Source organism: Ketobacter sp. (assembly GCF_003671495.1).
In the GTDB taxonomy this organism is placed as follows: domain Bacteria; phylum Pseudomonadota; class Gammaproteobacteria; order Pseudomonadales; family Ketobacteraceae; genus Ketobacter.
Map to the genome: position 1 here is coordinate 190059 of NZ_RCHN01000020.1, position 24784 is coordinate 214842.

Below are 24784 nucleotides of genomic sequence, written 5' to 3' on the forward strand. Positions count from 1 at the left end.
AATTAACGCTTGCGCTCCACCAGCGACACAAACAACTCCTCCAGGCGATTGGCTTTGTTGCGCATGCTGGTAACCGGTATATCCAAAGCCGAAAGCTTTGCAAAAATCGCATTGAGGGGTGCCTGCTTGGACACTTCCACTTCCAGGGTGTGGGCGTCCAGCAACTGGCTGCGCACCCCATCCAGCTGCGGTACGGTTGTAATGTCTTTCCCCAGATCCAGGATGAACGTCTCGCGATCCAACTTCGAGAGAAAGGTTTTCATGGAACTTTGCTCGATGATTTCCCCATGGTCGATGATGGCGATGCTGCGACAGAGTTGTTCCGCTTCTTCCAGATAATGGGTGGTAAGGATGATGGTGGTGCCCTGCTGATTCAGCTCCTTCAGAAAAGTCCACATGGAGCGCCGCAATTCGATGTCGACCCCGGCTGTGGGCTCATCCAATATCAACAGTCTGGGTTCGTGCACCAAGGCCCGGGCAATCATCAGGCGCCGCTTCATGCCACCGGACAACATGCGGGAACGTTCCTCGCGCTTGTCCCACAGATCCAGAAGCTTCAGATACTTTTCCGCCCGCTGCGCCGCCGTCGGGTTATCAATGCCGTAGTACCCGGCCTGGGTACGGACAATGTCCCCCACTTTTTCAAACTGATTGAAATTGAATTCCTGGGGCACCACGCCAATGTTCATTTTGGCAGCGGCAAAATTGCGGTCGATATCCTCGCCGTAAATACTGATGGTACCGGAGGTTTTATTGACCAAAGAACTGATGATGCCGATGGTGGTGGACTTGCCGGCACCGTTGGGCCCCAACAAAGCCATGAAATCACCGGACTTCACTTCGAAGCTGATGCCTTTCAGGGCCTCAAAGCCACCGGAATAGGTCTTCTTGAGATCGTGTACAGAAAGTGCTGTGGTCATGAAATGCCTGAACAGAACAGTGGAGCAGGCATTATACGGAAACCTGCAATCCCTGCCACCGCAGGGCATGGCACGGCGCAGGACTGGGCTCTAAGGGTTAAGCGCCTATTCCAGGCACGCCAGCGCCAGGCTGCCGGCTTCACCCCGCCACAGCCAGTGCACCTCCTCTTCTTCAAACCAGAGGAAGGCACCCTCCATCATCCAGGGCCAGTGGGCCTCCTCGATGTCCGACTCGCTGCGCAGGAAATAGATAAAGGACGTCAGAATAGTGTCATGGGTGACGTGCACAGTGAAGGTACCGGGCTGCAGCAGGGTATCCCGGAAATGCTGCAACAGCCGCAGGGCGCCCTCCCGCGGCGACAACACGCCGCGCACCTCGTTGCGCAGGTGCTTGCGGGCAAAGGCCAGCGGCCCCAATTTCAGGAAGTAAGGGCCCGCCACGGGCAGATCCACCACATAGCTGCCGGGTTCCACCAGGCTGCTGTGCGTACTGACCGGCAGTTCCAGGCCGGCGCCTTCGGCCATGGCGGTGGCGGTTTCGACACAGCGCCCCACCGGGCTGGAATGCAGGGCGGCGATGGGCCGGTCCAGGCTGCGCCCCCACTCCCGGGCGAGATGCACCCCTTCCGGCGTCAGGGGCACGTCGTAACCGGCAAAGCGGTTCTTGGGTTGCTCGCGGATGGAATGCCGGGTCACCAGCGACACCGGAACGCCCCTCGGCACCTGCGCCAGCGAAGGCACCAGGGCCGGATGCAGTTGTTCCAAAATAGAGTTGTCCATCAAAGCGTTACCACCCTACTGCCGGCAAAAGCTCAATCAGGGTTTCACTATACCAGAATATCCGATTGACAAAACTTGGCGCCCTGTTGAAAATGTGACGAATCGTCACTCTATGACGGAGCATCCATTTTGAACACCCAGACCAGACGCCAGCGGGAGTATGAGCAGCGGGAAAAGCTGTTTCTGGACGCCGCCCGCAACATCATCCGCACGGACGGGATTTCCGCCCTCACCATGGACAAGATCGCCGAACACACCGAGTACGCCAAAGGCACGGTGTACAAGCACTTTACCTGTAAAGAGGACATCCTCTGCGGTTTATGCCTGGACAGCCTGGGCCTGATGTATGACATGTTCAGCCATGCCCTCACCTGGCAGGGCAACAGCCGGGAGAAAATCATCTGCATCGGGGTGGGCTATCAGCTCTATACCCAGCGTTTTCCTGAAGAGTTTGACCTGCTGATCGCCGCCCGCACCAACAATATCCGGGAGAAAGCCTCACCAGAGCGGCTGGAACGCATGGACCAGGTGGATACCCTGGTACTGAACGCCATCCGTGCAGTGATTCAACTGGCCATCCAGTCCGGCGATCTCACCCTGCCGGAGCACACCCAGGTGGACGACCTGTGCCTGGGGCTGTGGGCCATGAGCTTTGGCTTGCTGGTACTGGAAGGCGCCCGTGACCTGATCAACGGCCTGGAACTGTCTGCCACCAACACCCTGCTCCTGCATCAGATGAGCTGCCTGCTGGACGGATACCACTGGCACCCTTTGAGTACGGAGCATGACTATCTACTCACTTACCAAAACACCTTCCGGCATCTGGAAGCATTGATTCCAAAGGACTGACTATCATGCATCATTCAATCTCACTCTGGTTGGTAAAATACCGTTTTCCACTGTTCATTCTCAGCCTGCTGACCATTGTATTGGTGGGTTTTGGCGGCACCCGCCTCACCGTCAAATCCGACTACAAAATCTTTTTTGAAGCAGATAATCCCCAGCTGGTCGCCAACGAGATGATCCAGCAACGCTTCAGTGCCAGCGACAATGTACTGATGGTGTTGAACCCGGCCAACGGCGATATTTTCACCCGCGAAAATCTGATCGCCATTGAAGCCCTGACCGAAGCATCCTGGCAGGTACCCTATTCCCAGCGGGTGGATTCCATCACCAATTTCCAGAACACGGTGGTGGACGGTGACGACCTCATGGTGGAAGACCTGGTGATGGATGCCGGCGAGCTTTCTGACGAAGATATTGCCTGGCGCAAGAACATTGCCCTCAATGAACCGTTGTTGGTGCACCGGCTGATTTCCCCCAGCGGCCATGTCAGTGCCATCAACATTCAATTGAACCTGCCGGAGGATCAGACGCTGGCCATCCCGGAGGTTATGCAAAAGGTGCGCGAGATCCGGGCGGACTTTGCCGAGCGTTATCCGCAACTGGAGGTCATGTTGACTGGGGTGACTCCCCTCAACAACGCCTTCAATGAGATGAACCAGCGGGACACAGAAACCCTGGTGCCGTTGATGCTGCTGGTGATCATCGTGCTGGTGGGCCTGCTGCTTCGCTCGTTCTCGGGCACCCTCATCACCGTGGGCATCATCATTTTCAGTGTGGTGATCGCCGTCAGCTCCATGGGCTGGCTGGGCATCCCCATCAACAACATTAACTTCGCCTCCCCCATCATCATCCTGACCCTGGCGGTGGCGGACTGCATTCACCTGCTGTCCACCTATCTGACCGGATTGCGTCGCGGCCAGGACCGCACGGAGGCACTGCTCACCAGCCTGGACATCAACGCCAAGCCGATTTTTCTGACCAGTCTCACCACCGCCATCGGCTTTCTCAGCATGCAATCCAGTGAATCCCCGCCGTTCCGCGAGCTAGGGCTGGTGTCCGCCATCGGGGTGTTCTTTGCTTTCCTGTTCACCCTGACGGTCATGCCGCAATTGATTCTATGGTTTACCCGCAAAGCACCCAAGGTGGACACCGAGCGCAGTGCCGCCTTCGGTCACCTGGCAGACTTCACCATTCGCCACCCCAAAAAGCTGTTTTTCGGCAGCCTGTTGGTGGCCATTGCCTGCATTTCCTTTATCGGGGAAAACGAGCTCAACGACGACAACTTCGGCTACTTCAAAGAAACCATTGAGGTGCGGCGCGCGGCGGATTTCACCGAGGCCAACCTGAACGGGGTGAACATGATTGAGTACGCCCTGGACACCAATCAGGCACAGGGCATCAACGATCCGGCCTTCCTGAAAAAAGTCGACGCTTTCGTGCAATGGTATCGGCAGCAGCCCATGGTGACCCATGTCTTCACCTTTACCGACACCCTGAAGCGCCTCAACAAAAACATGCACGGCGATGATCCCGCCTATTACACGCTGCCGGAAAACCGCGAGCATGCCTCCCAATACCAGCTGCTGTACGAGATGTCCCTGCCCTTTGGCATGGACGTCAATAACCAGGTGGACATGAACAAATCTGCCCTGCGCATCACCGTCAGTATCAAGGGCGCCAAAGCCAAGGATATCCTGGCCATGGAAGCCAACGCCCAGCAGTGGTTTGCCGATCACGCGCCGGAACTGGCGGCAGTGGGAGCCAGCCCCTCCATCATGTTCGCCGCCATCGGCCAGCGCAATATCGAGAGCATGATTAACGGTACCGTGATTGCGACGGTGATCATTTCCCTGTTACTGATTCTGGCGCTGGGCTCCTGGAAACTGGGGCTTCTGAGCATCATTCCCAACGCCTTCCCCGCTGCCATCATGCTGGGCATCTGGGGCTTCAGTGTGGGCGAAGTCAACCTGGCGGTGGCCGTGGTGTTTGGCATCACCCTTGGCATCGTGGTGGATGACACGGTGCACTTCCTGGCGAAGTATCTGCGCGGCTATCAGGAAACCGGCGACGTAAGACACGCCATTCACTATGCCTTTGAGCATGTGGGTGCCGCCCTGGTCACCACGACGGTGGTGCTCAGTCTGGGCTTTGGCATGTTGGCGCTGTCTGATTTCAATGTGAATTCGATTCTGGGCATCATGGTGTCCATGACCATCGTCATCGCCCTGGTATTCGACTTCCTGTTCCTGCCCAGCATGATTATACTGCTGTCCCGTTTTATTCATCCGCAACCCACCGGGGTCATACCGGTGCCGGCGCTGTCGGAATCCGAACCCCGGCGCGCACGGGAAGCGACACAAGGAATCGAAGGTGAAGTGGTTTAAACCAAACTTGCCCATGACGCTGCTGCTGGCCTTTGCCAGCGGGTTGCTGCAGGCAGCCCCGATCAGCCTGATCGACGACGGGCAGCGACAGGTGGTGCTGCCTGGCCCGGCCCAGCGCATTGTGTCCCTGGCGCCGCACATTACCGAAGTGCTGTTCGCGGCCGGGGCCGGTGATCGCATCGTCGGCACCGTCAATTACAGCGACTACCCGGAAGCCGCCAAAGCCATTCCCCAGGTGGGCGGCTACAACCAGGTGAATTTTGAACGCATCCTGTCATTGAATCCGGACCTGATCATCGGCTGGTATGAAGGCAACAGCGCTGAAACCGTGGAAAAGCTCAAGCTGTTACAGATTCCTGTGTACATGAGTGATCCCAAAACCATGGACAGCATCAGCCACAACATTCGCCAGTTCGGTATGCTTACCGCCACTGAAAACATTGCCAACCGCGCAGCGCAGGAATACGACCGCCGCCGCGCTGAACTCAAACACGCCAATGCCCACAAGCCCTCTATACGGGTGTTCTATCAAGTGTGGGAGGACCCGCTCTACACCCTGGCTGGCGGCCACTTTATTTCTGACCTCTACCGCCTGTGTGGCGGCGTCAATGTATTTGCGGACCTGAGCGAAGCCTCCCCCATCGTCAGCGTGGAAGCCATCGTGATCCGCAATCCCCAGGTCATGCTCACCGGCGGTCATCACGGCAAGCGCTCCATTGATAACTGGAAAGAAAAATGGGCCACCTGGGGCAGTATGGACGCCGTGAAGCACGGTATGCTGTTTTTTGTGGATCAGGACATGTACACCCGCTCCACACCCCGCACGGTGGATGCGGCCGAGAACCTGTGTGAAATACTGGATCAGGCGCGGAGGGTGTATTACCCAGGCGAGCAGGAGTAGCTGGCCGAGCTGAGCGCCTCTTATCTGAAAAGCGCCGCGCATCTAAACAGGACCATGCCGTAAGCTGGGTGCATAAACGGTCAGGCAAAAAAAAGCCCGAGGTCGCGATGACTTCGGGCTTTTTTGAATTTTGGAGCGGGAAACGAGACTCGAACTCGCGACCCCAACCTTGGCAAGGTTGTGCTCTACCAACTGAGCTATTCCCGCTTGGTGTGGGCGCGAATATTAAGGAGTGACCGCCATTGAGTCAACCATTTTTTCAGTGATTTGGGCCACTTGGCGGCATTGCGCTATAGATGCATCATCTATTTGACAATTACGCCGCTAAAAACCAAACTACTGCGCCTTTTTGAGCCGATCCCGCCCCTGGGCCACATCGGACCAAATGGGCAACGATCCAGCAGCCTCCTAAAAGATTCAAGAGTAACAGGTACTTATGAGCGACAGCCGCAAGACAGTAGGATTCATCTCCCTGGGATGCCCCAAGGCCCTGGTGGATTCAGAGCGCATTCTCACCCAACTGCGAACCGATGGTTACGACATTGTGCCCACCTATGAGGACGCAGACGTGGTGGTGGTGAACACCTGTGGCTTTATCGACGACGCCAAGCGCGAATCTCTGGAGGCCATCGGCGAAGCCCTGCAGGAGAACGGCAAGGTGATTGTCACCGGTTGCATGGGGGGCGACGCCCAGCAGATCACCTCGATCCACCCGCAGGTGTTGAGCGTGACCGGGCCCCAGGCCTACGAAGAGGTGGTGGGCGCCGTCCACAAGTATGTGCCCCAGCCCAAGCAACATGACCCGTTCACCGACCTGGTACCGCCCCAGGGCATCAAACTGACGCCCCGCCACTACGCCTACCTGAAGATCTCCGAGGGCTGCAATCACCGCTGCACCTTCTGCATCATCCCGTCACTGCGTGGCGATCTGGTGAGCCGCCCGGTGGGCGATGTGATGGACGAAGCGGAGCGCCTGGTGCAGGCCGGGGTGCAGGAGCTGCTGGTCATCTCCCAGGACACCAGTGCCTACGGCGTGGACACCAAATACCGCACCGGTTTCTGGCAGGGGCGGCCCCTGAAAACCCGCATGAAAGAGCTGTGTGAGGCGCTCGCCAGCTTTGGGGTCTGGGTGCGTCTGCATTATGTTTACCCTTATCCCCACGTGGACGAGATCATCCCCATGATGGCGGACGGCAAGATCCTCCCCTATCTGGATATTCCATTCCAGCATGGCAGCCCGTCTGTACTGAAGGCCATGAAGCGCCCGGCCCATGCGGAAAACACCCTGGAGCGTATCCACAAATGGCGCACCATCTGCCCGGACCTGACCTTGCGCAGCACCTTCATTGTGGGCTTTCCCGGCGAGACCGAGCAGGATTTCCAGATCCTGCTGAACTGGCTGGAGGAGGCACAACTGGATCGGGTGGGATGCTTTAAATACTCCGCCGTGGAGGGCGCCACGGCCAACCAACTGGACGGCGCTGTGCCAGAGGCCGTCAAGCAGGAACGCTTTGAGCGGTTTATGGAGGTTCAGTCCCGCATCTCCGCTGCCAAGCTGCAGGCCAAAATCGGTAAAACGCTGGACGTGATCATTGACGAAGTGGACGCCGAAGGCGCCATCGGCCGCACTGCGGCGGATGCCCCGGAAATTGACGGCCTGGTGTTCCTCAATGGTGAAACCGAGCTGCTGCCCGGGGACATGGTCACTGCGAAAATCTTCCAGGCCGATGAGCATGACCTGTGGGCCGAGCTGGCCCATCGGGAAGAGCACTGAGGCCGGGCATCAGTGCCAGGCGTTAGTGACGCGCCTTTCAGTGACGGGCGTTAGTGACGCCCCAGAAGATTCATGATCAGCGTCAGCACCACGCTGACAATGATCATGGACGTGATGGGGAAATACACCCCGCCGCTCTCATTGCGCCAGCGCAGATCCCCGGGCAGCTTGCCGAACCAGCTCAGTAATCCCGGGGCATACACCAACGCCAGCCCCAACAGGGCCAGTACAACCCCCAGCACAATCAGAAACTTACCCATCACTGCCCCCTTGGATCCCGCCTGCGAATGCCTGTGCACCAAACTTTCATTAAAAATCCTCGAAAAATCAACAACCACGCCACAAATGCACTGAAATTGCGCAGTTTAGTAAGAACATTCTAATTTTTGACAATAATATTATCCCATCGACTGCAATCCCAATATCGCACGTGTGAGGAACCACCATGATTCAAGACAAAGTCAAAGTTCAGCTGGACCAGCTCAAAAAACAGAGCGAAAAACTGCAGGCAGAGTTGAGCAAAGGCTTGGAAGTGGCCAAATTGGAAGGTCAACGCATTCTGCACGAAATGGGCGTTGACACCAGCGCCGAGAAAATTGACCTGCAGGAACTGGTTGAGGAGTTGCGCCAGGCCAACCCAACGGTACGTGATTTTCTGCGCAACCTGAACGTTGCCACCTACGACAACCGTTTCCGCCTGAACTGGAACGCTACCATGATTTCCGCCTACGCCAAACAACAGGCGGAAAAAACCTACGCCAAGGATGTCAAACCCAAGCTGGCTGAAGTGCGGGACACCGTCACGGCTCAGTTGCGCGAGGTACAGGCCAAGACTCAGGAACTGCGTTCCAAACTCACCGCCTGATTCTTTTTATCTTCTCCTGCGTTTATTTAGCCCCCGTACTCCGGGGGCTCTTTGTTGGTAAATTCTTGTTGGCAAATCCACCCCGATGGTGAGACCGAGATACCGGTGCTAAACTGGCAGATTAAAGCCATGGAAAGCGCTGATCATGCACCTTCTGGATCACGACAAACCTCCGCCACACCCCTTTGAACACTGGTTGCACACTCTGGACCCGGATACAGCATCACGGGATGATGTGAAACCGGCCCGCAGCAAAGTCCGCTGCAAGAGCTGCCTCAACTACCTCACCCGCAATGATTTGCTGACGCCCATTGCCGGCGAGACCCAGCATTTTTTTACCAACCCGGCCGGTCAGGGATTCGACCTGCAAACCTACCAGCAGGTGGAGGGCGTGGAGGTCAGTGGCAAACCCACCGACTATTTCAGCTGGTTTGAAGGCTTTTCCTGGCAATACTGCTATTGCCGACGCTGTCATCAACACCTGGGGTGGTACTTCAGTTGTGAGGGAAGTAGCGGAGAAAGCGATGCCGGCTTCTATGCTCTGATCATCGACCGCCTGCTGTTGGACTGAGCGCAATCAGCGATCAACCCAGTTCGTCCAGGGTCAGACGGTAACTGGGCAGGAACTTCTCCATAAAATAGCCCACTTCCGGCAGGTCATAGCTGGCCAGCAGCCCTTCCACCCGTTGTTTGGCCACCTGGAACTCATGATTATTGGAATCCACCTCATGAATGCACTTGATGTAGGCCGACAACACATCCGCCGCCTTCAGCAACTTGCGGGTCTCCGCTGGCAACTCGTGATCGTTGATCAGGCCAGCATAGTCGGCCTGTAATTCCTCCGGCAGCATGGTGAGCAATTTCGATTTGGCGGCCTTCTCCACCTCTTTGTAGGCTTCAGCAATACTGGGATTGAAATACTTGATGGGGCCTGGCAGGTCGCCGGTCAGCACTTCAGAGGCATCATGATATAACGCAATGACGGCAATGGCATTGGCATCCAGATCGCCTCCGTACAACCGGTTGCGAATCAACGCCAGCGCGTGCGCAATGGTGGCCACATCAAAGCTGTGCTCCTTTACATTCTCGTTTTCCACATTGCGCTTGAGCCCCCACCGCAGAATGTATTTGAGTTTGGACACATACGCAAAAAAGTGATGCACATTCACCCCCAAAACTGGTGTGTTAGAACGAACAACGGCCCGCCAGGCGGGCCGTTTTGTCTACCCGATGTTTACAGATTAGCTTCCGCGTACTCGGCCAGCAAGGAACGGGGAATGCCGTTCAGACGCAAGCTGGTGCTGTGCCGGAAACCTTTGAAGCGCTCGGTCATATACGTTAACCCGGAGCTAATGGGGCTTAGGTAAGGCGTATCAATCTGCGCCAGGTTGCCCAGGCAGATCACTTTGCTGCCCTCTCCCGCCCGGGTAATGATGGCTTTCATCTGATGGGGCGTCAGGTTCTGGGATTCATCGATCAGAATCAGACTGCGCTGGAAACTGCGCCCGCGGATGTAATTCAGCGCCTTGAACTGGATGTTGGCCCGCTCTTTCACATATTCAATACTGCCCTGGGGGCTTTCGTCCTGGATATGCAGCGCTTCAATGTTATCCGTGATGGCACCCAGCCAGGGGTCCATTTTTTCCTCTTCCGTACCAGGCAGGAAACCATGATCTTCTGCCAGTGGCGGCGTGGAGCGGGTAACAATGATTTTGTTGTACATCTTGTGCGCCACCGTCATCTCAATGGCGGCTGCCAGGGCCAGGATGGTTTTACCGGAGCCGGCCGGCCCGGTGAGATTCACCAGATGAACGTCGTTGTCCAACAGCGCGTGCAGCGCCATGGCCTGATAGATGTTGCGCGGCTGCAAGCCCCAGGCAGACTGGTGCATCAGTGAATCCCGTTTGATGTGCTTGATCAGCACATGCTCGTCATTCACCTCTTCGATGCGGGCCAGGAATTCCTGGTCATCCAACACATACTGGTTGACGTACAGGGCACCCTCGAACACATCCCGTGCCAGAGAATGGAAAGTACCATTGTCCCGCTGGATGGTATCCACATGGGCAACACGATCCCAGAACGAGCCTTCAAATTCGTGATAGCCGGTGCTGAGCTGCTTTACATCCGAAATCAATTGATCGTTGTGGTAATCCTCGGCATGGATACGACAACCGCGCGCCTTGAGGCGCATGTTGATGTCCTTGGTCACCAACACAAAATTGTATTCCGGGTTTTCCAGTTGCATCTGCACCACCCGGTTAATGATTTTGTTGTCATTGTTATCGTTGGGCAGACAGGCTTCCGGCGGCTCGCCGGTTTTGTTCATCATAATGGCCAGCTTACCCAGGTGGCTGGTGCCATTGTTACGGGGAATAGGCACCCCTTTCTGCAAACGTTCCGTGGGACTGTCGGCTATCACACTGTCGATCAGACGGATGGCCGAGCGGCAATCTGCGGCGATGGACTTGTTGCCGTTTTTGAGCTTGTCGAGTTCTTCCAGGACAGTGATGGGGATGACGACGAGATGCTCGTCAAAATTGAGGATTGAATTCGGATCGTGAATTAAAACGTTGGTATCGATTACATAAGCTTTCTTGGTACTTTCTGCTTTGCTGCTCATTCGCATTCCTCAAGAAGAATATTGAAGTAGTAACCGGCTCCCAAAGCCGTAGTGCAGTCTTCTTCGTCCCTCCCTATTCTGATCCCGGTGAAAGTGGAAAGGTTTGAGGTCTTGAATTCCCTTGTTGTTCTCCTTGAGGGTGAGTGCGGAACAAGGGTTCCCGCGTTGATCAATTTCTGCTTTAATTTACCTAGAATGTAGAACACATTTCCACAGTCAGGCAAACATTTTTTGTGCTAAGTGATTGATTTACTTGGCAGACGGCTTTCTCTCCCTCTAGTTTTACGCTCCCCCTGTGACAGTCCGATGACGGGTACATGAATCACAAAACCGGTTCCGTGACTCATTTCACATAATTTTTTTCATTAATCACAATTGCTCATGAATCGCTCAGGGTTTTATACTCCCCCTGCGTGCCTAATAAGTGTCAGTTTCCGACTGATTGTGTGTATACTCGACCGGATAGCCCAGCGAGCCCGCCGACATGACAACAACAAAGCCAGGACATTCGCACAACCTGTTGTTAATCAGTGAAAATTCCCCTTCCCTACAGAGCCTTGGCGACTTTATCGAAGCCCAGGGATACCCGTTTCGGAGTGTGGAAAGCTGTGACGGTGCGCTGGATGCGATTCGCCGATCGAATTTCGACCTGATTGTGTTGAGAGTAGGCCCTGCCCCTGCGCTGTGGAACCCGCTGTTCGACTTTGTACGGGAAAAACGCAATCAGCTGCCCATCATTGCCCTCTGCGACGCCGGGCTGTTCGGCGAACTCTCCAACCGGTTGAACCACCCCAACATTTATCCCCTGGTGGCGCCCTACAATCCACTGGAGCTGGAAAAGACCATCAAGGAAGTCCTTAATCAGCGCCGCATCCAGTTTGAGGTCAGCACCCTGCAGGAGCGCATCAAGCAATCGGAAAAAATGCATCGGTTCCTGGTGAACAATTCCCCGGACATCATCTATATCCTCAACGAACGGGGTGAAATCAACTTCATCAACGACCGGGTGGAAAAGCTGTTGAACGTCAGCAAGGAAGAGCTGATCGGTAAGCACTTCAGCAACCTGATGAGCGAAGAGGAATGCAAACAGCATCCTTATGTGTTCAATGAACGGCGGGCGGTGAAACGGGTGGAGCAGCGCAGCGAGCTGCATCTGCGCAAGCGGCTCTATCTGAACGGCCAGGACAAGAGCACTTCGCTCTCCATGCCGTTTGAGATCAGCGCCATGGGCATTTACGAGATTGATCGCCGCAACAGCAAGCCGCAGTTTCGCGGCACTTACGGCATCGCCCGCGACATCACCGACCGCAAGCAGGCGGAATCACTGATGCGGTTCCAGGCCTATCACGACCTGCTCACCGGCCTGCCCAACCGCACGTTGTTCCGGGATCGACTGTCGCTTGCCATCTCCCACAGCAAACGCAACGGTTCCAAAGTGGCGGTCATGTTTGTGGACCTGGACCGCTTTAAGCTGATCAACGATTCCCTCGGCCATTCAGTGGGTGACCAGTTGATTCAGGCCGTGGCCCGCCGCTGCAGTGAGATCCTGCGGGAAGGCGATACCCTGTCCCGCTTTGGGGGCGACGAATTCACCCTGCTGTTACCCAACATTCGCAATCAGGATGACGCGGTGATCATCGCCAAAAAGATCCTGCACGAATTGAAGCAGCCGTTTTTTATAGAGAAGCATGAGCTCTATGTCAGCGGGTCCATCGGTATCGCCCTGTATCCTGACCACGGCGAACAGATCGAACAGCTGATCCAGAACGCCGATATCGCCATGTATCACATCAAAGGGCATGGCAAGAACGGCTATCAGTTTTTTAATGAGAAAATGAACCAGTCCTACGCCGAACGCCTGCATACCGAGCAGGATCTGCGCCAGTGCGTGGAAGGCGAGCAGCTGTTTCTGGAATACCAACCCATCTACAACGTGCAGACCTCCGGCGTCTATGCGCTGGAAGCCTATGTGCGCTGGGATCACCCGCAACGGGGCGTGCTGACGCCGGCCCAGTTCCTGAGCGTGGCGGAAGAGACCGGAATCATCGTGGAGGTGGGAAGCTGGGTGATGAATCGGGTTTGCGCCGACCTGGAGGAATGGGCCAACCCCATCCTCAAGATCGCCGTGAACTTTTCCCCGCGCCAGGTGGAGCATGCGGAATTTGAGAATATGCTCATGAGCGCGGTCAAAGCCCACAATGTATCCCCCAACCAGATTGAGCTGGAGATCACCGAAGAGCTGTTAATGACGGATCTGAACCTGATCACCACCAAGCTGAAACGCCTCAACCGGCTCGGCTTCTCCATCTCGGTGGACGATTTCGGCACCGGCTATTCGTCACTGAGCTGCCTGCACCAGCTGCCCATCAACACCATCAAGTTGCACGAGTCCTTCCTGCGGCACATCAGTGACCAATACCAGAGCGGGGACGCCTGCATCGTGAGTGCCATCAGTGCCATGGCCTCAGGGCTCAATCTCAACCTGGTGGCAGAAGGGGTTGAAACCCAGCAACAAAAGGATTACCTCGTGAACATGGGTTGCAACACCATGCAGGGACACCTGTTCCAGGTCCCGGTTTCCAGCGCGGAAGCCCGTAAAATTGTCGTCGCCCCGGTGCTGACCGACTGAATGGGTAGAGCGGTCAAAATCTGACTTCGATCATTCCCCGCCCTCCACTTTTGATGCATAGTGGACGCAGAGCAACAAACCTGCAGGGAACGATAAAAAATATGACGATACCCACCCGCCACCGCAATGTGGAAGATTGCGTAGACGACATTCTCAGCATCATTGGTAACGACATCCGCATCGGCTTGCCATTGGGGCTGGGCAAGCCCCCGGAGTTGATCAATGCTCTCTACCAGCGCGCCAAAGCAGATCCCAACATCAAACTGATGATTGCCACCGCCCTCTCGCTGGAGGTGCCGGATCCCGGCACAGGATTACAGAAACGCTTTTTGGGTCCATTCCTGCAACGGGTTTTCGGTGATTACCCGGGCCTGGATTATATGCGCGACCTGCGGGCCGGCACGGTTCCCGACAACATCGTCATCCATGAATTCTTCTTCAAATCCGGCTCCATGCTGGGTAATGATCTGGCGCAGCAAAACTATATCAGTACCAACTACACCCACTCGGTGCGGGATCTGCTGGCCCTTGGCATTAATATGGTTGCCCAGTTGGTGTCCCATCAGGTGGTGGACGGCAAAGACCGTTACAGCATGAGCTGTAACCCGGAAACCACCCGCGACCTGTTGCCAGAACTGATGCGCCGCAAAGCCGCCGGTGAGCCTATTCTGTTTGTGGGGCAGGTGAATGAAAATCTTCCGTTTATGGGTAACGACGCCCTGATAGAAGAAGACACCTTCGACATGGTGATCAACAACAAGGAATATTATTCCTCCCTGTTTGCCCCACCCAACATGCCGGTCAGCACGGTCGACCATATGATTGGCCTGCACGCCAGCACACTGATCGCCGATGGCGGCACCCTGCAAATCGGCATCGGCTCCCTGGGGGACGCCATTGTCTACGGATGTGAGCTCCGCCAGCAACAGAACGACGCCTACAACGCGGTTCTCAAGGATCTACAGATCACCACCAAGTTCGGCGACATCATCGACAGGGTAGGCGGCACCGGCACCTTCGAGCAAGGCCTCTATGGCAACAGCGAAATGTTTGTGGACGGCTTCTATTACCTGATCAAGACCGGCATCCTGAAACGCAAGGTCTACGATCACGAGGCCATCCAGTCCCTGCTGAATAGCGGCCGGATTCAGGAGCAGGTCAGCATTGCCACGCTGGACGCGTTGGTGGAAGCCGGCGCGGTGGGACCACTCCTCAGCGAAGAGGATGTCCGCTTCCTCACCCGCTTCGGTATATTTCTACCCGGCGTGACCTTCCAATCGGGTCAACTGGTTACCCCCCAGGGGCAGAAAGTGTCGCCAAGCATTGCTGAATCGCGCCAGGTCATCCAGGACCAGTGCTTGGGCCACACCCTGCAACAGGGTCGCATCATGCACGGAGGGTTCTTCCTGGGGCCCCGTTCTTTTTATGAAGGCCTGAAGAACTTCAGCCCGGACATCCTTGACGCCATCAACATGACCAACATCAGCTACGTGAACCAGTTGTATGGCAATGAACCCTTGAAGCGATTGCAGCGGCAGAAGTCCCGCTTCATCAACACCGTGTTTTTGGTGCATGCCCTGGGTGCGGCCACATCCGACGGGCTGGAAAGCGGCAAGGTGGTGAGTGGCGTGGGTGGACAGTACAATTTTGTGGCTCAGGCCCACGAACTGGAAGACGCGCGCTCGATCCTGATGCTGAAGAGCACCCGGGAGAAAAACGGGGTTACCCAGTCCAACATCATCTGGAATTACGGCCACACCACCATTCCACGGCATTTGCGGGATATTTACGTGACCGAGTATGGCATCGCCGATACCCGCGGCAAATGTGACAAAGACGTCATCGCCGCCTTGTTGAACATCGCCGACTCCCGCTTCCAGCCGGAACTGCTGGCCAAGGCCAAACAGGCGGGCAAGATGCCGAAGGATTACCAGATTCCCGAACCGTTCCGCCACAACCGACCGGAAACACTGGAAGCTGCCCTGGCCCCGTACCGGGCCAAGGGTATGTTCCCTGCGTTTCCCTGCGGCACCGATTTCACCACCGAGGAACTGGTGGTGGCTCGCTGCCTGAAAGCCATGAAAGCCAAAACCGAGCACAAATCCACACTCGTCAAAGCGCTCCTCAAAGCCCTGAAAAACCCAGAGGCTCCGGCTGAATATCTTCCTTACCTGGAGCGGGTGCAACTGGACAAACCCAATAACCTGGAAGACAGGATTGCGCGGGTACTGATGATGGATGAACTGAAGGAAGTGTTAAGTTAGCTGTTTTGCTCCAGCACTTGCAGGTAGTTGGCCCGTTCGAAGGCGGACGGGTCTTTGGCTTTGCCATAGCTCATCAGGCCCTTGATGGCGTCCACACCGTCATACCCTTTGCGGTCCAACCAGTCTTCCAGCTGGTCTCGCAAGCGTGCCATTTCATCAATGCCCTGCTCAAACAGAACACTGCACAACTGAACGGCGTCTGCCCCCACCAGCAGAGTTTTCAACAGATCATCCAGGTTGTGCATGCCGCCTGTTGCGGCCAGGGATAAGCGCACCTGATCTCGCAACAATCCGATCCAGCGTATGCGTAACAGGGTCTCGCTGGAATGGCTCAGTTGCAGGGACGGAGTCACCGACATGGATTCCACATCAATGTCCGGCAAATAAAACCGGTTGAACAGCACCACACCATTCGCGCCGGTATCCTCCAGGCGTTTAACCAGATGGGCTACCGAAGAAAACTGGTGGGTGAGCTTCACGGCAATGGGCACGCGGATCTGGGCCCTCAGCTTGTATACCAGGTCGATGTAACGGCGCTCGATCTGGTCGCTGGATTCATGGGCATTGGCAGCAATGTAGTAAATGTTCAATTCAATGGCATCGCAACCGGCCTGCTCCAGGCTGCGGGCATGATCTAGCCATCCGCCTTCGGTAATGCCGTTCAGACTGGCGATGACTGGAATATCCAACGCATCCTTATAGGATTTGATCTTATCTGCGTAGCGATTCAGCAGGGTTGCATCGTGACGAACCGATTCTTCAAACAGGGAGGGCAATACCAAAGCACCCGCCCCTGCCGCCTGCAACTGCTTGGCCGACGCCAGTTCCGCCGTGAGGGGAGACGCCGATGCCACCAGGGGATTGGCCAGAGTTAATCCACAATATACGCTGCTGAGATCCGCCATGAGTCTGCTTGTCCTGTTCCGTTGGCTTGCGGGTTTAACCGGTGACCCTGCGCATCAGTGCCCGACTGATGAAGCGGGCTTTGGTGCCCAGATTGAAGCGTTTCAAATTGGTGGCCACCACTCCTTCAGTGAAACGCGTTCGTTTCGAATAGTCAATTTTCACATCGATGATCACCGGCACGTTATCGTCTGTCATGGACCAGGCCTTGGCCAACACCTGATCCACATCAACATTCCGCTCCAACGCCAGAAAGCGCGCGCCGGTGGCCTTCGCCACCCCGGCCACATCCAGTCCTTGCAGCACAGTACAGGTCTTGCGGTTATAGGGAATTTCCTGAGCCTGGGAAATCTGGGATAACTCCCCATCATGAAACACACAAAACAGGATGCCCAGTTGCTGCCGGCTGGCGGTCAGGATTTCCATGCAGGTCATGGTAAAGGCACCGTCACCCACGACGGCTACCACCCGCTGCTCAGGATTCGCCAGTTTGGTGCCGATGGCGGCAGGCACCGCATAGCCCATGCAGTTGAAGTCGGTGGGCGAAATGAAGCGACCGGGCTTATGGATGGGCAATAATTCTGCCGCCAGGAAGGTATGGTTGCCGTCGTCCACCACCACGAAATCATCGTCCGCCAGGGACTGACGCAAGCCCCGAAAAAAGTGGAACGGATTGACCCGGCTCTTGCTGTCGTGCTGCAACCACTGGGCGGCATAATCGTGCTTATCTTTTTCAATGTCTGCCCGCACGCTGGAACGCTGGTTGGTGGGCTGCGGTGCCCGCTGCAACGCGTCGCTCAGCAACTCCAACACCGCTGCCGCGTCCCCCTCAATGGCCACGGTGGCCGGGTAATTGGCGTTGAACACCAGCGGGTTGATATCCACATGCACCAGCTGTGAGGGTACCTTCACACCAAAACTGCCGGTGGCGATCTCCCCAAAACGGGTACCCACCGCCAACAGGCAATCACAATCCCTGAACGCGTTGGCGGCCGCCGGCACGGCGTATTCACCAAACCCCATTCCGGTGTGCAGTGGGTGGTTGGCCGGGAACGCACTCAAGCCCTGCAAGGTGGTACACACCGGCGCATTCAGGTACTCCGCAATTTTCCGCACGCTGGATTCCGCGTGGCGGGCGCCCCACCCTACCAACAGGCCGGGTTTTTTCGCATTCAGGAGTAATTGGACAGCCTGCTCCAGCGCCGCACTTTCAATCAGGGGGGCACGGGGTGCATCCGGCTGGTAGCGGGGCAGGTGATCCACCTCCCCCGTGAACAATTGCAGGTTCACCGGTATCTCTACAAACACCGGTCCCGGTTCACCTTCGTTTGCCACCCGATAGGCTTCATACAGGGTGGGAATGATTTCCCGGTGGCGGTCCACCTTGAAAGTCTGCTTGGTGATCTCGGCCAGGAAGTTCTGTTGATCCATCTCATGCAGCTGATAGGTGAAGGGGATATCCGTACGCACACCGCCGGAAATCACCAGCATGGGCACCCCATCCAGATAGGCTTCTCCGATGCCGGCAGACGCATAGGCCGCCCCGGCGGCCGGCACAATCACCAGTGTGCCCAGGTGGCCGGAGGTGCGGCTGACGGCGTCGGCCATGAACGCAGCCCCCGCCTCGTGGGTGACCATAACCGGTTGAATGCTCTCCGAATTATTAAGCTCGTCGTACAACTCAGTGTTGTGCACGCCGGGCATGCCGAATGTGTAACGGATTCCCAACTGCTCCAGGGCATAGCGCGCCAACCAGGCACCGGTTTTCTTCATGGATGTGTCACCTGTCGAATGATGATTTGCCTGCGGCTCCTGCCCGGCCGGCACGCCGGCTTCTCCCTGGTGAGACACCGGGGTTCCTAATAGGCTTTTGCCTAAGTCTACACTAACCTCTTAAAGCACACTGTCAGTTAGACGGCAATCGAATCCGGGCTGCGAACTTCGACGGTATACAAAGCGTCACCAATCCGGGTTTGCCCACACCGCCCGGTTCTCGTAGAATCGGACATTAAAGAGGTTGACTTATAATTTAGACAATAACTTAGAAAGCCCTGATTGAGGGGCACCAGGATCATCTTTCAGAGGTTTTAACCCAATGACTGCACCCCAAGACATCCGTGAACCCGGACTCACCATTGCCTATAACCCGGCTACCGGCGAAGAAATCGGCCAGGTTGCCAACACCGACCTGAACCAACTGCCGGAGATTTTTGCCCACGCCCGCGCCGCCCAAAAGATCTGGGCACACCGCTCCTTCAAGGAACGGGCCCGCGCCCTGCATCTGATGCGGGATTACATCGTGGCCAATGCGGAAGAACTGTCCGAAGTGGTGAGCAAAAGCAATGGCAAGACCCTGGTGGATGCCCTGGCCACCGAAGTGCTGCCCTGCACCCTGGCCTGTGACTGGTATGCCAAACACGCTGAAAAAGTTCTGAAAGAAAAGAAGCTGCCCATCGACAGCCCATTATTCATCAATAAGCGCACCGTCATTCAACGCAAACCCCTGGGTGTCGTTGGCATCATCAGCCCCTGGAACTATCCGCTGTCGATTCCGTTTGGTGAGGTGATCATGGGCCTGATGGCGGGCAACGCCATTGTCCTGAAAGTGGCCGCCGCGACGCCCCTGGTGGGCGAAGCCATTAACCGGATAGTGGAAGCCGGCAACCTGCCCAAGGGCCTGTTTCAACAGATCGTAGGCTCGGGTGGAGCAGTGTCACAGGCCTTTTTCGATAACAACATCGACAAGATATTCTTCACCGGCTCAGTACCGGTGGGCAAACAGCTGATGGAGCAGGCGGCCAAAACCCTGACCCCCCTGTCCCTGGAGCTGGGGGGCAACGACCCCATGCTGGTATTCGAAGACGCCGACCTGGAGCGCGCAGCCAACGGCGCCGCCTGGGCCGGCTTCCAGAATGCCGGGCAATCCTGCGGCGGGGTTGAGCGGGTCTATGTGCACGAGTCCGTGTATGAACCTTTCATGGACCTGATGCGGCAAAAAACGTCGGCTCTGCGCCACGGTGTTGGTCAGGGTTTTGATGTGGACATGGGCTGTCTCACCACCCGGGGGCAATTGAATACGGTGGAGCAACATTTACAGGATGCATTGCAGAAAGGCGCCAAGATCGAAGCCCAGTCCAAGCCGGTGGGTCCGCAAAATGGTTATTTCCATCCGGCCACGTTATTGTCCGGCACCCACAACGATATGCTGCTGGTGAACGACGAGACTTTTGGTCCCATCATTCCGGTGATGACGTTCGCCACCGAAGACGAAGCCATCCAGCTGGCCAACGAATCTCATCTGGCCCTGACCTCGTCCATCTGGTCCCGCGACCTGAAGCGGGCCAAGCGCATTGCCGCCGTACTGGAATCCGGTGTCACCACCATCAATGATCACCTGTACACCCACGGTCTGTCAGAAATGCCCTGGGGTGGTTGGAAGCATTCCGGACTGGGTCGCACCCACGGCCATGAAGGCCTGCTGGAAATGACTCACGCCAAGGCCATCAACTGGGACATCCTGCCCATGAAACGGAATCTCTGGTGGTATCCCTTCGATGAGACCACCTATAACACCCTGTTGAAAGCCCAGCGCATGATGTACCCCCGGGATGCCAAGGAGTTGATTGGCAGCGCCCTGGGCGCAGCGCCCCAGCTGGTGAAAAAAATGATGACCCGCTGGAAGCCCTGAACCTTAGCCTACAAAAAAGCCCGGTTTAACCGGGCTTTTTTTCAGTATCCCGCTGGCGGCTGGAAGGTGAATCCCGCCTTTTCCAGGCAACGGGCAAAGCGGATGGTGGTTTTATCCTGGTAGGCCCCGCCCATAATCTGCACGTTCACCGGCAACCCTTCTTTGGTGACGCCCACCGGGGCGCTGGTGGCCGGAACGCCCAATACGGTCGCCGGTGCAATCCACATGAACATGTCCGTATAGTTGCGCAACTTGCCATCCACCGAAACCTTGCGCATGAACATTTCCTGCTGCTGATGGTGGCGGAAACTGGTGGTCATGTTGTTGGGGCAAAGAATCACATCGTATTGTTCGAAGGTTTGCAGAAATTTTTCCCGCAGGCGATAGCGCCGTTCATTGTGACGCAACCACTCCACATGGGATTGGCTGGCACCTTCCAGATAATGCTCAAACAATTTGGGCAACTGGAAACGATCGCCGAATTTCTGTAACAAAGGGGCTGCCAGGCCCATCGCCCGCCGTTCCATTTTCTTGTGGGAGGACCCCATAACGCCACCCAACAAATTCAAATACAACGGGTAAAACGCTTTCAACTCCATGCCCATGGGTGATCCCAGGGTAACGGATACACCCTGCTGTTCCAGGCTCTGTTTCAAATCCCCGAATATGGACTGCATTTCCTGGGCGATGGGACAAAGTGGGTCTTCCATCCAGAACAACACTTTGAAATCCTGCAGCTTTCGTTGCCGGGCCGCAGGCAGTTTGAGTTGCCAACCGGGCTCCATCAGCGGTGACGGTCCGCTCACTACGTCCAGCATCAACTGCAAGTCATCCGCCGTACGCGCCATCGGGCCGGCCACGGCCAGGTCGGTTTCGCTGAGCACACCGGGCGGCCCCGGAATGTGGCCACGCAAGGAGATGATACCGTGACTGCTCTTGTGTCCGAACACACCACAGAAATGGGCCGGGGTCCTGATGGAACCGGCAATATCCGAACCCAACTCAAGTGGTGTAAAACCGGCCGCCAGCGCCGCCGCTGCACCACCGGATGAGCCACCGGGCGTACACTGCTTATTCCAGGGATTGTGGGTGGTGCCATAAACCTTGTTGTAACTCTGCAGATCCGATGCAAACAACGGCACGTTGGTTTTGCCAAACACAATGGCCCCAGCCTGCTGCAGGCGGGCAATGGCCACGGCGTTCTGTTTCGGCAAATGATCCTTGAGTGATGGCGCACCGGCCACGCAGGGCATGCCCACCACTTCAAAAGTATCCTTCACCGTGAGCGGCAGCCCGTGCAATGGACCCCAGTTTTCACCTTCACGTCGTGCCTTGTCAGCAGCGTCCGCCCGGGCCCGGGCCGCGGAATAATCGGTGGCGACCACTGCATTCAACTGCGGATTCAAACGTTCAATGCGCTTGATGTAGTAGTCCAGCAATTGCCGACTGCTCAACGTGCCGTCCTTCATCATCAGCAGCAATTGTTTAGCGCTCTGGTAGGCCCATTCTGTGCTCACATGCATCCCCTGTTTTCGTCTGCTTGTTTCAGCCACTGAGATTACCCCAGCCGCGTTTAAATTCAACCGGGAAACACTTTCTTGGTGCCCGGTCTACGGTGGCGCAGGAAAAACTCCAATTCCCAGGGACGCATGGCCAGCACCAGGCTGGTGCCATAGCGATCCGCCAGGGGCTGAGCCAGATCCTCCTGATGCAGGCGCCGAAAGTCCATCGCCAAACGCTCCATCTTCTGCTGCATGATGCGGTTGGAGGCCGGCGTCAACATGCCGGTGACAAACAGGCGAATTTCACCCGCACCATTGAACCGGCTTTGAAAAAAGTCCTGCTGCACCTGGGTTTCAAAAAAACGCTGTATGGGGCCGTTCTTCTGCCATTGAAAGTCAGTGGTGATCAGCGGCTTGATGCGGTTGCCCGGCAACAGATCGATCATTTTCATGCGATCCAGTTGCGCCAGGTTCTGAATCATCTCAGCCTCGCTAAAATCATAGGCCCTGATGATGTCGTCAAAACTCCAGCGATTGAGCGCCGACACCGCAATGATCAACAGTTTCTCGTCCTCTACCAACTGCTGCTCCTGCTCCAGGGACAGTTGACTGATCCTGCGCTGCTGCTCCACCCGCCGCGCCAGGTCACTGATTTCGATACCAGCGTATTCGCACACGGCATCCAGGCGTTTGAGGGAAAACTGCTTCTCCGAAAACAGACGCTTCACACTGGCCAGGGACATATCCAGATGCTCTGCCACCTGACGGTAAGTGATGGACTGCTCCTTCAACACCTGCTTCAAGGCATCAACCAATGCCGTAGTCTGGGCCATTTTGCCTACTCCCCTTCCATTTGCATCTGAGCCTGCCACATGGCGGCGTAGCGACCGGCGTGTTGCAGCAGATCCCGATGGCTACCCCGTTCTACAATGTGCCCGTCTTCCAGCACAATGATCTCATCGCACTCCACCACGGTGGAAAGCCGGTGGGCGATGATCAGCGTGGTGTGATCACGGGCAATGGTTTGCAACGAACGGTTGATGCCCTGTTCGGTGCGGGAATCCAGGGATGACGTGGCTTCATCAAACAGGAAGATGCGCGGCCGTTTGAGCAGGGCACGGGCAATGGCGATGCGTTGCTTTTCACCCCCGGAGACTTTCAGGCCCCGCTCCCCCACCACCGTCTGGTAGCCTTTTGGCAACTTGTCGATGAACTCCGTCAGCATGGCGTGTTGCGCCGCATCCTGTATTTCCTGGTCGGTTGCGTCCGGACGCCCGTAACGGATGTTTTCCCACAGGGTGTCGTTGAACAGAACGGTATCCTGGGGCACCACAGCGATGGCCCCCCGCAGACTGTCCTGGGTCAGGTTCACCAGATCGTGGCCACCAATGGAAATGCGGCCACTGCCGGCCTCGTAAAAGCGAAACAGCAGGCGCGCGATAGTGGACTTGCCGGCCCCGCTGGGCCCGACGATAGCCACTTTCTTGCCCGCCGGCACCTGAAACGAAACCTGCTTGAGGATGGGTCGCTCTGGATGATAGGCAAAACTGACGTTGTGAAACTCGATGCCGTCCGCGGTGGCCGGCAAATCCTGCGCACCGGCGGCATCCATGATGGCCGGGCGCAGCTCCAGGATATCAAACATGCCCTCCACATCGGCCAGCGCTCGTTTCATCTCGCGATACACAAACCCCAGGGCATTGAGGGGAATGAACACCTGAATCATCAGCGCATTGATCATCGCCAGGTCGCCGAGGGTCATCACCCCGTCCTTCACCTGATGAGCCGCAATCAACATCATCAGAGTAATGGTTGCGGCGATGATCAGCGCCTGGCCGGAGTTCAACGCGGCCAGGCTCAGGTGATTCTTGACCTTGGCCTGTTCCCGCTCCAGTAGATTATGGGCGTAAAGGCGTGCCTCGTAGGATTCGTTATTGAAGTATTTGACGGTTTCGTAGTTCAGCAGGCTATCAATGGCGCGGGTGTTGGCCTGGCTGTCCTTCAGGTTCGCTTCCCGGACATATGCGGTGCGCCAGTTGGTCACCACCACCGAAAACACGATATAGACCAGCACCGCGAACAAGGTGATCCACACGAAAACAAAATCAAACTGCAGGGCAAAGATCCCCACCACCAAAGCCACTTCCACCAGGATGGGTACCACACTGAACACCAGTGAACGCAACAGAAACGATACGCCGCTGGTACCCCGCTCGATATCCCGGGACAAGCCCCCGGTTTTGCGACTGAGGTGATATTCCAGATCCAGACGATGCAGGTGCTCGAACACCCGCAGCCCCAGGCGGGACAGCGTGCGCTCGGCCACCCGGCCAAACACAGCATCCCTCAATTCCCCAAACGCCACACTGCTGAAACGCAGCAGGCCATAGGCCAGCAACATCGCCACCGGCACCACCACCGCCTGCATCCCCGCCTCCTGCAGCAACGATGCATCCAGGGAATCCACAATGTATTTGAGGGAAACCGGCACTCCCACATTGGCCAGTTTGGCGATGATCAATAAGGTCAGGGCCAGCCCTACCCGGGCTCGGAACTGCCACAGGTACGGCAGCAACTTACCCAGCACTTTCCAATCCACCTGCCCCCGCTGTGCGTTGCCGTACATCATGTCATGCATACGTTAACCCCGGTTTCCCCAACAGGACATTCCTGATATAAAACGGAAAGAGTTCGTTTCAGTATGG

At 56.4% G+C, this 24784-nt stretch carries 19 protein-coding genes and 1 tRNA gene; 9 read left to right on the forward strand and 11 right to left on the reverse strand.

Annotation, left to right across the window (positions count from 1 at the left end; all coding sequences use genetic code 11):
• Window positions 1-2: 2 nt before the first annotated feature.
• Window positions 3-920 carry an ABC transporter ATP-binding protein gene (locus D9N14_RS10570; protein ID WP_290579362.1) on the reverse strand — a complete coding sequence of 306 codons (918 nt, stop codon included), beginning with the start codon at window positions 918-920 and terminating at the stop codon, window positions 3-5.
• 105 nt (window positions 921-1025) lie between these two features.
• Window positions 1026-1700: a histidine phosphatase family protein gene (locus tag D9N14_RS10575; protein ID WP_290579364.1), complete on the reverse strand. Its 675-nt coding sequence runs from the start codon at window positions 1698-1700 to the stop codon at window positions 1026-1028.
• Between the two features lie 129 nt (window positions 1701-1829).
• On the opposite strand from D9N14_RS10575, the gene D9N14_RS10580 reads away from it, so the two are divergent.
• Genes D9N14_RS10580 through D9N14_RS10590 form a run of 3 tightly spaced genes read left to right on the forward strand, consistent with a single transcriptional unit; the run spans window position 1830 to window position 5831 of the window.
• Window positions 1830-2549, forward strand: a complete 720-nt coding sequence (locus tag D9N14_RS10580) for a TetR/AcrR family transcriptional regulator (RefSeq protein ID WP_290579366.1) — start codon at window positions 1830-1832, stop codon at window positions 2547-2549.
• A gap of 5 nt (window positions 2550-2554) precedes the next feature.
• Window positions 2555-4930 (forward strand): efflux RND transporter permease subunit, encoded by a 2376-nt coding sequence (locus tag D9N14_RS10585; RefSeq protein ID WP_290579368.1) that lies wholly within the window; start codon window positions 2555-2557, stop codon window positions 4928-4930.
• Complete coding sequence (locus D9N14_RS10590; protein WP_290579370.1) at window positions 4917-5831, forward strand: cobalamin-binding protein; 915 nt, start codon at window positions 4917-4919, stop codon at window positions 5829-5831. Before D9N14_RS10585 ends, D9N14_RS10590 begins: the two co-directional genes overlap by 14 nt.
• A gap of 131 nt (window positions 5832-5962) precedes the next feature.
• On the opposite strand, the gene D9N14_RS10595 is transcribed toward D9N14_RS10590, so the two are convergent.
• A tRNA-Gly gene (locus tag D9N14_RS10595) sits at window positions 5963-6038 on the reverse strand.
• A 229-nt stretch (window positions 6039-6267) separates the two neighbouring features.
• Here D9N14_RS10595 and rimO point away from each other — a divergent pair.
• Window positions 6268-7605, forward strand: coding sequence for a 30S ribosomal protein S12 methylthiotransferase RimO (rimO, locus tag D9N14_RS10600; RefSeq protein WP_290579372.1), 1338 nt, complete (start codon window positions 6268-6270; stop codon window positions 7603-7605).
• 50 nt (window positions 7606-7655) lie between these two features.
• Here the strand turns inward: rimO and D9N14_RS10605 are convergent, their stop codons facing one another.
• Window positions 7656-7865, reverse strand: coding sequence for a DUF2905 domain-containing protein (locus tag D9N14_RS10605; RefSeq protein WP_290579374.1), 210 nt, complete (start codon window positions 7863-7865; stop codon window positions 7656-7658).
• Between the two features lie 185 nt (window positions 7866-8050).
• Here D9N14_RS10605 and D9N14_RS10610 point away from each other — a divergent pair, with 185 nt between their 5' ends.
• Both D9N14_RS10610 and D9N14_RS10615 read left to right on the forward strand, forming a co-directional pair.
• Window positions 8051-8470: a hypothetical protein gene (locus D9N14_RS10610; RefSeq protein WP_290579376.1), complete on the forward strand. Its 420-nt coding sequence runs from the start codon at window positions 8051-8053 to the stop codon at window positions 8468-8470.
• Between the two features lie 145 nt (window positions 8471-8615).
• Window positions 8616-9041: a cereblon family protein gene (locus D9N14_RS10615; RefSeq protein WP_290579378.1), complete on the forward strand. Its 426-nt coding sequence runs from the start codon at window positions 8616-8618 to the stop codon at window positions 9039-9041.
• 13 nt (window positions 9042-9054) lie between these two features.
• Here D9N14_RS10615 and yfbR read toward each other — a convergent pair whose 3' ends face one another.
• On the reverse strand, window positions 9055-9633 hold the full coding sequence (yfbR, locus tag D9N14_RS10620) for a 5'-deoxynucleotidase (RefSeq protein ID WP_290579380.1): 579 nt from the start codon (window positions 9631-9633) through the stop codon (window positions 9055-9057).
• Between the two features lie 71 nt (window positions 9634-9704).
• Window positions 9705-11093 (reverse strand): PhoH family protein, encoded by a 1389-nt coding sequence (locus D9N14_RS10625; RefSeq protein ID WP_290579382.1) that lies wholly within the window; start codon window positions 11091-11093, stop codon window positions 9705-9707.
• A gap of 484 nt (window positions 11094-11577) precedes the next feature.
• On the opposite strand from D9N14_RS10625, the gene D9N14_RS10630 reads away from it, so the two are divergent.
• Both D9N14_RS10630 and D9N14_RS10635 read left to right on the forward strand, forming a co-directional pair.
• Entirely contained in the window at window positions 11578-13722 is a 2145-nt protein-coding gene (locus tag D9N14_RS10630) for an EAL domain-containing protein (RefSeq protein WP_290579384.1), read from the forward strand.
• Window positions 13723-13823: 101 nt separating this feature from the next.
• Window positions 13824-15986 (forward strand): acetyl-CoA hydrolase/transferase C-terminal domain-containing protein, encoded by a 2163-nt coding sequence (locus D9N14_RS10635; RefSeq protein WP_290579386.1) that lies wholly within the window; start codon window positions 13824-13826, stop codon window positions 15984-15986.
• Here the strand turns inward: D9N14_RS10635 and D9N14_RS10640 are convergent.
• Both D9N14_RS10640 and D9N14_RS10645 read right to left on the reverse strand, forming a co-directional pair.
• Window positions 15983-16891: a dihydroorotate dehydrogenase-like protein gene (locus D9N14_RS10640; protein WP_290579388.1), complete on the reverse strand. Its 909-nt coding sequence runs from the start codon at window positions 16889-16891 to the stop codon at window positions 15983-15985. The genes D9N14_RS10635 and D9N14_RS10640 overlap by 4 nt on opposite strands.
• Before the next feature lie 34 nt (window positions 16892-16925).
• Window positions 16926-18662, reverse strand: a complete 1737-nt coding sequence (locus D9N14_RS10645; protein ID WP_290579390.1) for a thiamine pyrophosphate-binding protein — start codon at window positions 18660-18662, stop codon at window positions 16926-16928.
• Window positions 18663-18984: 322 nt separating this feature from the next.
• On the opposite strand from D9N14_RS10645, the gene D9N14_RS10650 reads away from it, so the two are divergent.
• A complete protein-coding gene (locus tag D9N14_RS10650; RefSeq protein WP_290579392.1) occupies window positions 18985-20577 on the forward strand; it encodes an aldehyde dehydrogenase family protein in 1593 nt (530 codons plus the stop codon).
• 41 nt (window positions 20578-20618) lie between these two features.
• Here D9N14_RS10650 and D9N14_RS10655 read toward each other — a convergent pair whose 3' ends face one another.
• The 3 genes from D9N14_RS10655 to D9N14_RS10665 form a co-directional block, all read right to left on the reverse strand.
• Window positions 20619-22094 (reverse strand): amidase, encoded by a 1476-nt coding sequence (locus D9N14_RS10655; RefSeq protein ID WP_290579394.1) that lies wholly within the window; start codon window positions 22092-22094, stop codon window positions 20619-20621.
• A 62-nt stretch (window positions 22095-22156) separates the two neighbouring features.
• Complete coding sequence (locus D9N14_RS10660) at window positions 22157-22912, reverse strand: helix-turn-helix domain-containing protein (RefSeq protein WP_290579396.1); 756 nt, start codon at window positions 22910-22912, stop codon at window positions 22157-22159.
• A 5-nt stretch (window positions 22913-22917) separates the two neighbouring features.
• Complete coding sequence (locus D9N14_RS10665) at window positions 22918-24717, reverse strand: ABCB family ABC transporter ATP-binding protein/permease (RefSeq protein ID WP_290579398.1); 1800 nt, start codon at window positions 24715-24717, stop codon at window positions 22918-22920.
• Window positions 24718-24784 lie beyond the last annotated feature (67 nt).